Consider the following 7736-nt stretch of genomic DNA (forward strand, 5'->3'; position numbering starts at 1 on the left):
ACGAGCCGGCGCTGTCTGACCTGGCCACTCAGCGAGGGTGAGTAGTACCAGGGTCGACCCCGAACGGAATCAGGGTGTCCCCGGATAGATAGCTGGACTATCGGATAGTGTTACTATCTGCTCGTGCGGATGAAAGAACTGAGCGAGACCAGTGGGGTCCCGATCCCCACCATCAAGTTCTATTTGCGAGAACGGCTCCTCCCGGCCGGAGACCGCACCCATCCCAATCAAGCGGAGTATTCCGAAGACCACCTCCGACGTATCCGGCTCGTCCGGGCACTGATCGACATCGGCGGAATGAGCGTCGCGTCCGCCCGTGCCGTCACCGCCGTGCTCGACCTCCCGGGTCGGAGCGTGCACAGCGTGCTCGGTCTGGTCCAGCAGGCCATGGCCGTGCCTGCCGTGGCGACGGACGACGACCAGTTCAGCGCTGCCCGGAAGACCATCGACGACCTCGTTGACAGGCTCGGCTGGCAGGTCTCTAGCACAAACCCCGGACGGGACGGTGCCGCTGCCGTCCTGACCACCCTTGCATCGCTCGATCAACCAACCCTCGTGGGAATTCTCGAGCCCTACGCGAGGGCGGCCGAGATCGCGGCCGCGGCCGACCTCGCCGCGGTTGCGCAGTCCGGTGCGACGGGGAGGGCGGACGCCATGGTCGAGACCGCCGTCATCGGCATGGTCGTCGGCGAGACCCTCACCCTGCAGCTGCGCCGGATGGCACAGGAAAACGCTTCAGTGCAACGACTGTCGTCACGACACGAAAGCCGCCCCACTTCTTCGCCGACTCCCACGGAGCAACGTCATGGTCATTGACAGCCCACCCCGAACGGCCGCCGCCCCGGCGTCCGGCGTTCGCGCCCACCGCCCGCTGTTCATGCTCGCGACTGCGATGGCGGTGCTGGCTGCGGTGGCAGCCGTCGGCCTGATCGTCGACGATCGGACGATCACCGGCCTGCCGTTATGGGCAAAGCCGCTGAAGTTCGCGTTGTCGGTGGGCATCTACGGCGTCACGTTCAGCTGGCTGATCGGTCAGCTGCGCCGCGGCCGTCGGGTCGCGTGGTGGGCCGGGACGATTGCAGCCGTGCTTCTGGGCGTGGAGATGGTGATCATCGTCGGTCAGGCGCTGCGCACCATGACAAGTCACTTCAACGTCGGCACCGCTTTGGACAGTGCGATGTTCAGTGTGATGGGCACGTCGATCGCGGTCGTCTGGGCGGCAACGCTGGTCATCAGTGTCGTGCTGTTCGCCAGCCCCGGGCCCGACCCGGCTCGGAACCTGGCGATACGGGCCGGTGCGTTGATCTCCGTGGCCGGCATGGCGTTGGGCTTTCTGATGACCATCCCGACCGCGGCCCAATTGCAGGACTTCCAGGGCATCGCCGGCGCCCACACCGTCGGCCTGCCCGACGGCGGACCGGGCTTGCCGTTGCTGGGTTGGAGCACCGTCGGCGGTGACCTGCGCATCCCACACTTCGTCGGAATGCATGCGCTGCAATTACTTCCGGTGTTGTTGATAGTGCTCGAGCTGGGATCGCGGCGGGTTGCGGTCCTGCGCGACAGCACGCTGCGCGCTCAGCTGGTCGGTCTGGCCGCGGTCGGGTATGCCGCAGTCGTTGCTCTCGTCACCTGGCAGGCGCTGCGCGGTCAATCGATCGTGCGGCCGGACCTGCTGACCGGAATGGCGTTCGGCGCCGTCATCGTGGCGGTGGCGGTCCCAGCCGGTGCAGTGCTCATCCGGGCGTCACGGGAAGTCCGGACGGTCGGGACTGTGACCCGATGACCGAGGCGTTGTTCGGGCTGACATTCGCGGTGGCGGCGCCCTTCTGGGCGTTGATGATCCTGCTGCCGAGCTGGCGGTGGACGCAGCGCATCTCAGCCTCGCCGCTCATCGCACTGCCGCCGCTGGTCATCTACCTGATGGTGATGATCCCCATCTTCCCGGAGTTCTGGGCCGCGGTCAGCTCTCCCGATCTGGACGTGCTCCGGCAGGTGTTGAGCACCTCGCACGGCGCGGCGGCGGTCTGGGCGCAGCTGATCGCGTTCGACCTGTTCATCGGCCGCTGGATGTACCGGGACAGTCGCGCACGTGGCATCAGTCCGTGGCTGATCAGCCCGATCCTGCTGTTGACGATCTTCCTGTCACCGATCGGTCTGCTCGCCTACTTCGCCGTCCGGGCCATTGCCGTCGTGCGACAGGGCGACTCACGGTCGGCGTGGACCGACGCGCCCGTCGTTCGGGAGCCGATCGCTCGCTGAGGCATCCGGGCCGTCAGACAGCCGGCCTGTCACATCTGGCGCGCGGCCGGTGTCACATGTTTCGAACGGCCCGGCGCGGTGCCGGGTCCGCGAAGGAGAGGCACCACACGCGATGAGCGACACCTACCTGGTCACCGGGGGAACCGGGACCCTCGGCCGGCCGCTGGTCGACCGGCTGCGCACCACCGGCGGCGACGTCAGGATCCTGAGCAGGCGGCCCGGCCACGGCCACGTCGTCGGGGACCTGCGGACCGGCGAGGGCATCGACGGCGCGGTCGCCGGGGCGGACGTCATCCTGCACGCCGCCACCGGGGCGCGCGGCGACGCCGACCTGACCCGCAGGCTGATCGACGCCACCCGGAGCGCCGGCGGCGACCCGCACCTGATCTACATCTCGATCGTCGGCATCGACCACATCCCGCTGTCCTACTACCGGTCCAAGCTCGCGTCCGAGGCGCTGATCGAAGCGTCCGGCCTGCGGTGGACGATCCTGCGGGCGACGCAGTTCCACGACCTGATCGCCGGGATGAGCCGCGTCCTGGCGCACAGCCCGGTGTTCCCGGTGCTGGCGTCCACCAGCTTCCAGCCGATCGACGTGCGCGACGTGAGCGAGCGCCTGGTGGAACTCGCCGGCGGTCCGGCCCTTCAGCACGTCCCGGACATGGGTGGTCCCGAGGTCCTGTCGATGCGCGAGCTCGCCGCGGCCTGGTTGGCGGCGGCATCCAAGCGACGGGCGGTGCTGTCGATCAAGGCTCCGGGCAGGATCGCCGCGGCGTTGCGGCAAGGCTGGAACGTGACTCCCGATCATCGCGACGGGCGCATCACATTCGGGGAGTACCTCCGCGATCGCACCCCCGCGGGCCAGTCATGACGGCGCGCCGAGCGGTCCGGGTCCTGCTCGTGGTGCTCGCCGTGGTGCAGGGCACGGTCGGCGGCTGGGCGTTGTTCGCGCCGGAGAGCTTTTACCGCGACTTCCCGGGCGGCGGTCGCGGTTGGGTGGCGCTCCTCCCGGAGTACAACGAGCACCTGACCAGGGACGTCGGCGCGCTGAGCCTGTCCCTGACGCTGGTCCTCGTCGCGGCCGCCGTCACCATGGAGCGAACGCTGGTCCAGGTGGCGCTGGCGGCGACGGCGGTCTACGCCGTTCCGCACACCTTGTTCCACGCCCTGCATCTCGAGGGTTTCCCGGGGCCGGACGCAGTCGCCCAGACGGCCGTCACGATCGCCCAGGTGGTGCTGGTGGTGGTGGCGCTGCTGCTCAGCACCTGGCTGCCGCGGCGAACTGTGATGGAACAGGGACACCGCGAGGAGCGGGTGGCTCAGACCATCCGCAGGACCTGATCGCGGCAGGCCGCCCAGGCCGGATGCCCGACGTCGATCAACTCGAAATGGCCGATGCCGGGCAGCTGGATCAACCGGGCCGGATCACCGGCCCGCAGCGCCGCCTCGACGTAACGCTCCGACTGCCGCAGTGGCACGGTGTCGTCGGCGTCGCCGTGCACACAGACCACCCTCGCACCGTCACCGACCTGGGCCAGCGGGGACGCGTGGTGGTAGCGCTGCGGCAGCGAGCGCGCCTCCCCTTCCATCAGGGCGATGACGGCGCCCTCCCCGAGGCGTTCGTCCGCGGCGGCCACCAGATCCAGCAGACCGGCCTGGGTCACCGCGCCGACGACAGGCACGTGCGATTCCCCCGGACCAACGGATCCGGCCGTTCCAGCGCGGAGCGACCCACGGTGGGCCAGCCAGGCGGCGAGGTGCCCGCCCGCGGAATGGCCGACGGCGGCAACCCGATCGAGCTCGAGCCGGCCGTCCGCCGCGTGTTGGCCGGGCCCGGCCAACGAGTCGACAGCTCGGGCGACGTCGGCGAGCGTGGTCGGCCAGCCGCCGCCCTCGCCCACCCTGCGGTACTCGATCACGGCGGCGGCCACCCCGAATCGGGTCAGATCGCGGCCGAGCGGCTCCGCCAGTTCCTTGCCGTATGCCGCGCGCCAGTAACCGCCGTGGATGACGACGGCGACCGAGAGGTGGTTGCCGGTCGGCAGGTACAGCTGCACCGTCTGGCTGGGATGCGGTCCGTAGGCGTAGTCGACGGTGTCGATCTTCATCGGCCGGGCCGCATCAGCACGTGCACCGCACCGCTCGATGGAAGACCGCCGGTCATGTCCACCTACCGGTCAGCACACCCAGCGCGCCGAGCGCGACGGCCCCGGCGGTCGACGTCCGCAGCACCTGCGGGCCCAGCCGAACGGGCACGCCACCGGCCGCGGTGAACATCGTCAGTTCCTCCTCGGTCAGGCCGCCTTCGGGCCCGACAATGAGTACCACGTCACCGCTGCCGGGGATCGCCACGGTCCGCAACGGGGCGGCTGCCGCGTCATGCAGGATGAGGGCAGCATCACTCGCGCGGACCAGCTCGGCGACCGTCCCCGTCGGGGCCAGGTCGGCGACCGGCGGCACGAACGGCCGGCGGGACTGTTTCGCCGCCTCCCGGGCGGCCGCCCGCCAGCGTTCGGCACCCTTGGCCGCCTGCTCCGCCGACTTCCAGCGCGCCACGCACCGCTGCGCCGCCCATGGCATCACCCGGTCGACGCCGGCCTCGGTGGCCAGCTCGACGGCAAGTTCCCCGCGGTCGCCCTTGGGCAACGCCTGGACCAGGGTGACCCGCACGGCGGGCGGCTCGACGACCGTCGGCGGTCCGACCTCGACTGTCAGCTCGGCACGCCGCACCTCGGTCACGACCGCATCCGCGATCACTCCGGTGCCGTCCGTCAGCACCAGGCTCTCGCCCGAGCGCAGCCGTTTCACGGTGGCGGCATGCCGGCCCTCCGGACCGGTCAGCAGGTAGGGCCCGGCCGGCGGCACCCGATCGACCAGGAAGTACGGCCAGCTGCCGGGTTCGCGATGAGCCTGCCCGCTGTCGGATCCTTTTCGGCCGGCGTCGCTGTCGGTGGGCCCGTCGTTCACTTCCCGACGAAGGAATCGCGGATGCGGGAGAAGAATCCCCCGTTGTGCGCGCGGGCCGCGAGTTCCGGCTGCTCCTCGCCGCGCAGTGCGGCGAGTTCACGCAGGAGTTCGGCCTGCCTGCCGTCCACCTTGGTCGGCGTCACCACCTCGATGTGGACGTGCAGGTTCCCGATCCCGGTGCCCCGCAGCCGAGGCATGCCCTGCCCGCGCAGGGTCAGCACGGTGGCCGACTGGGTGCCCGGATGGATGTCGAGATCCTCGACACCGTGCAGGGTTTGCAGGCCCATAGAGGTGCCGAGCGCGGCCGCCGTCATCGGCACGTGGACCGTGCAGTGCAGGTCGATGCCGTCCCGGGTGAACCGCTCGTGCTGCAACTCCTGGACCTCGACGTAAAGGTCGCCGGGGGCGCCGCCGCCGGGGCCGACCTCGCCCTGGCCGGCCAACCGGACCCGGATACCGTCGCCGACGCCTGCCGGGATGTTGGCCCGCACCGTCCGACGTGCACGGACCCTGCCCTCGCCGCTGCACTGCCGGCAGGGCTCGGGGATCACCTCGCCGAACCCGCGGCAGACCGGGCACGGCCGGGACGTCACGACCTGACCGAGCAGCGACCGCTGGATCTGCTGGATCTCGCCGGACCCCTTGCACATGTCGCAGGTCGCGGGGCTGGTGCCCTCGGCGCACCCGGAGCCGTGGCAGACCGAGCACAGCGTTGCGGTGTCGACCGCGAGATCCTTCGCCACACCGGTCGCGCACTCCTCGAGCGTGAGCTCGACCGGGATCAGCGCGTCGTCGCCCTGCCGCACCCGCGAACGCGGACCGCGGGAACGTGCACCGCCGCCTCCGCCGCCGAAGAAGGCGTCCATGATGTCGCCCAGGCCCATGCCGCCGAACGGATCGCCCATCCCGCCGGGCGCGCCCTGCCCGCCGCCGCCACCGCCGAGCGGGTCGCCGCCGAGGTCGACCACCTGCCGCTTGGCCGGGTCCGACAGGACCTCGTACGCCGCGGTGACGTCCTTGAATTTCTGCTGAGCGGCCGGATCGGGATTGACGTCGGGATGCAACTCCCGCGCCAGCTTGCGGTAGGCCCGCTTGATCTCGTCCGCGGACGCGCCCTTGGCCACGCCCAGCAGGCCGTAATAGTCCCGTGCCACCCTCTGCACCAGTTGCCTTCCCGCGGGCTATCACCCGCACCTGCTCCATCCACCCGCCGCGCGGGTGACGTCATGCCATTCGGTCTGTGCTGCCGTTCAGTGCTGCCGCAGTCGTTCGGCAGCTGTCATCTCGTACTGCCGCACTTCAGTGTTCGCCCTTGCGGAGCGATCTGGAAATCAGCGGCCGGCGACGATCTCGCCGACATAGCGTGCAACAGCACGGACGGCGGCCATCGTTCCCGGATAGTCCATTCGGGTCGGGCCCACGACCGCCAACCCACCCATCAGTGTGGTTCCGCTGCCGTACCCCGCCGAAACCAGCGCGGACGTCGAGAGGTTGATGTCGGCGTTCTCCCGGCCGATCGACACCATCACCGCGTCCGGCGTCTCCAGCGCCGCGAGCAGCTTGAGCAACGTCACCTGCTCGTCGAGCGCTTCCAGGACGCCGTGCAGGCTGGCCGGTTGATCGGCCCAGGCGCCCGTCGCGTGTGACGTACCGGACAGCACCAGCCGCTCCTCCGGGTGCTCGACCAGTGCGTCGAGCAGCACGCTGACCGACGGCACCACGACGTGCCGGACGGCCGGATCGGCCATCGCGGCCAGCGAGCTGACGGCCGTCGCGGCGTCCGCCAGCCGGCGGCCGGAGATTTGACTGGCCAGCAGCGAGCGCAGCGTGGTCAGCGCGTCATCGGTGATGTCGTCCTCGAGCTCGACCAGCCGCTGCTCGACCCGGCCGGTGTCGGTGATCACCACGAGCAGAAGGCGACGCCGGTCCAGCGCCACCGCTTCGACGTGCCGGACCAGCGAGCGGGACAGAGTCGGGTACTGGACCACCGCCACCTGGCGGGTCAGCTGGGCCAGTAGGCGCACCGAGCGACGCAGCACGTCCTCGAGGTCGACCGCCTCGGACAGGAAGGCCTGGATCGCCTTTCGCTCGCCCGAGGACATGGGCTTGACCTGCGAGAGCCGGTCGACGAACAGCCGGTAGCCCTTGTCTGTCGGGATCCGGCCCGCCGAGGTGTGCGGCTGGGCGATATAGCCCTCGTCCTCGAGCACCGCCATGTCGTTGCGGATGGTGGCCGGCGAGACACCGAGCTGGTGTCGATCGACCAGTGACTTCGACCCGACCGGTTCGCGCGTCGCGACGTAGTCGGAGACGATCGCGCGGAGAACCTCGAAACGCCTGTCGTCCGCCGTCATGATCACCTCCAGTTTTCGGATACTCCCACGGTGTGCCGCCCGCCTGCTCGCGGGAAACGGCGCGCGATGTGGTGGCTGGCACTCGCACTGCCCGCCTGCCAAGTGTAATCGTCGCGGCGCCGATGCCGTCGGCGTCCGAACGCGCCCTGTGGTGAC

9 protein-coding genes are annotated in these 7736 nt (G+C 70.1%); 5 read left to right on the top strand and 4 right to left on the bottom strand.

Translation table 11 applies throughout. From position 1 onward, the window contains the following. Positions 1 to 129 precede the first annotated feature (129 nt). The 5 genes from ACVBEQ_RS24915 to ACVBEQ_RS24935 all read left to right on the top strand — a co-directional run bounded on the left by ACVBEQ_RS24915 (position 130) and on the right by ACVBEQ_RS24935 (position 3600). Positions 130 to 816 (top strand): MerR family transcriptional regulator, encoded by a 687-nt coding sequence (locus ACVBEQ_RS24915; RefSeq protein WP_447156092.1) that lies wholly within the window; start codon positions 130 to 132, stop codon positions 814 to 816. Beyond that, positions 806 to 1783, top strand: a complete 978-nt coding sequence (locus ACVBEQ_RS24920; RefSeq protein ID WP_447156093.1) for a hypothetical protein — start codon at positions 806 to 808, stop codon at positions 1781 to 1783. Before ACVBEQ_RS24915 ends, ACVBEQ_RS24920 begins: the two co-directional genes overlap by 11 nt. Then, positions 1780 to 2259, top strand: coding sequence for an ABA4-like family protein (locus ACVBEQ_RS24925; protein WP_447156094.1), 480 nt, complete (start codon positions 1780 to 1782; stop codon positions 2257 to 2259). Before ACVBEQ_RS24920 ends, ACVBEQ_RS24925 begins: the two co-directional genes overlap by 4 nt. Positions 2260 to 2371: 112 nt before the next feature. After that, the gene (locus tag ACVBEQ_RS24930) at positions 2372 to 3130 is read left to right on the top strand and encodes an SDR family oxidoreductase (protein ID WP_447156095.1); all 759 of its coding nucleotides are present in this window, start codon (positions 2372 to 2374) and stop codon (positions 3128 to 3130) included. Next, complete coding sequence (locus tag ACVBEQ_RS24935) at positions 3127 to 3600, top strand: hypothetical protein (RefSeq protein ID WP_447156096.1); 474 nt, start codon at positions 3127 to 3129, stop codon at positions 3598 to 3600. The genes ACVBEQ_RS24930 and ACVBEQ_RS24935 overlap by 4 nt, the downstream gene beginning before the upstream one ends. Here ACVBEQ_RS24935 and ACVBEQ_RS24940 read toward each other — a convergent pair. The 4 genes from ACVBEQ_RS24940 to hrcA form a co-directional block, all read right to left on the bottom strand. Continuing rightward, a complete protein-coding gene (locus ACVBEQ_RS24940) occupies positions 3579 to 4367 on the bottom strand; it encodes an alpha/beta hydrolase (protein WP_447156097.1) in 789 nt (262 codons plus the stop codon). The two genes, ACVBEQ_RS24935 and ACVBEQ_RS24940, sit on opposite strands and share 22 nt — an antisense overlap. A gap of 52 nt (positions 4368 to 4419) precedes the next feature. Beyond that, positions 4420 to 5226, bottom strand: coding sequence for a 16S rRNA (uracil(1498)-N(3))-methyltransferase (locus tag ACVBEQ_RS24945; protein ID WP_447156098.1), 807 nt, complete (start codon positions 5224 to 5226; stop codon positions 4420 to 4422). Continuing rightward, complete coding sequence (gene dnaJ / locus ACVBEQ_RS24950) at positions 5223 to 6380, bottom strand: molecular chaperone DnaJ (RefSeq protein WP_447156102.1); 1158 nt, start codon at positions 6378 to 6380, stop codon at positions 5223 to 5225. Before dnaJ ends, ACVBEQ_RS24945 begins: the two co-directional genes overlap by 4 nt. 177 nt (positions 6381 to 6557) lie before the next feature. After that, a complete protein-coding gene (hrcA, locus tag ACVBEQ_RS24955; RefSeq protein WP_447156103.1) occupies positions 6558 to 7583 on the bottom strand; it encodes a heat-inducible transcriptional repressor HrcA in 1026 nt (341 codons plus the stop codon). Positions 7584 to 7736 lie beyond the last annotated feature (153 nt).

It is taken from the genome of Nakamurella sp. GG22, assembly GCF_052976845.2.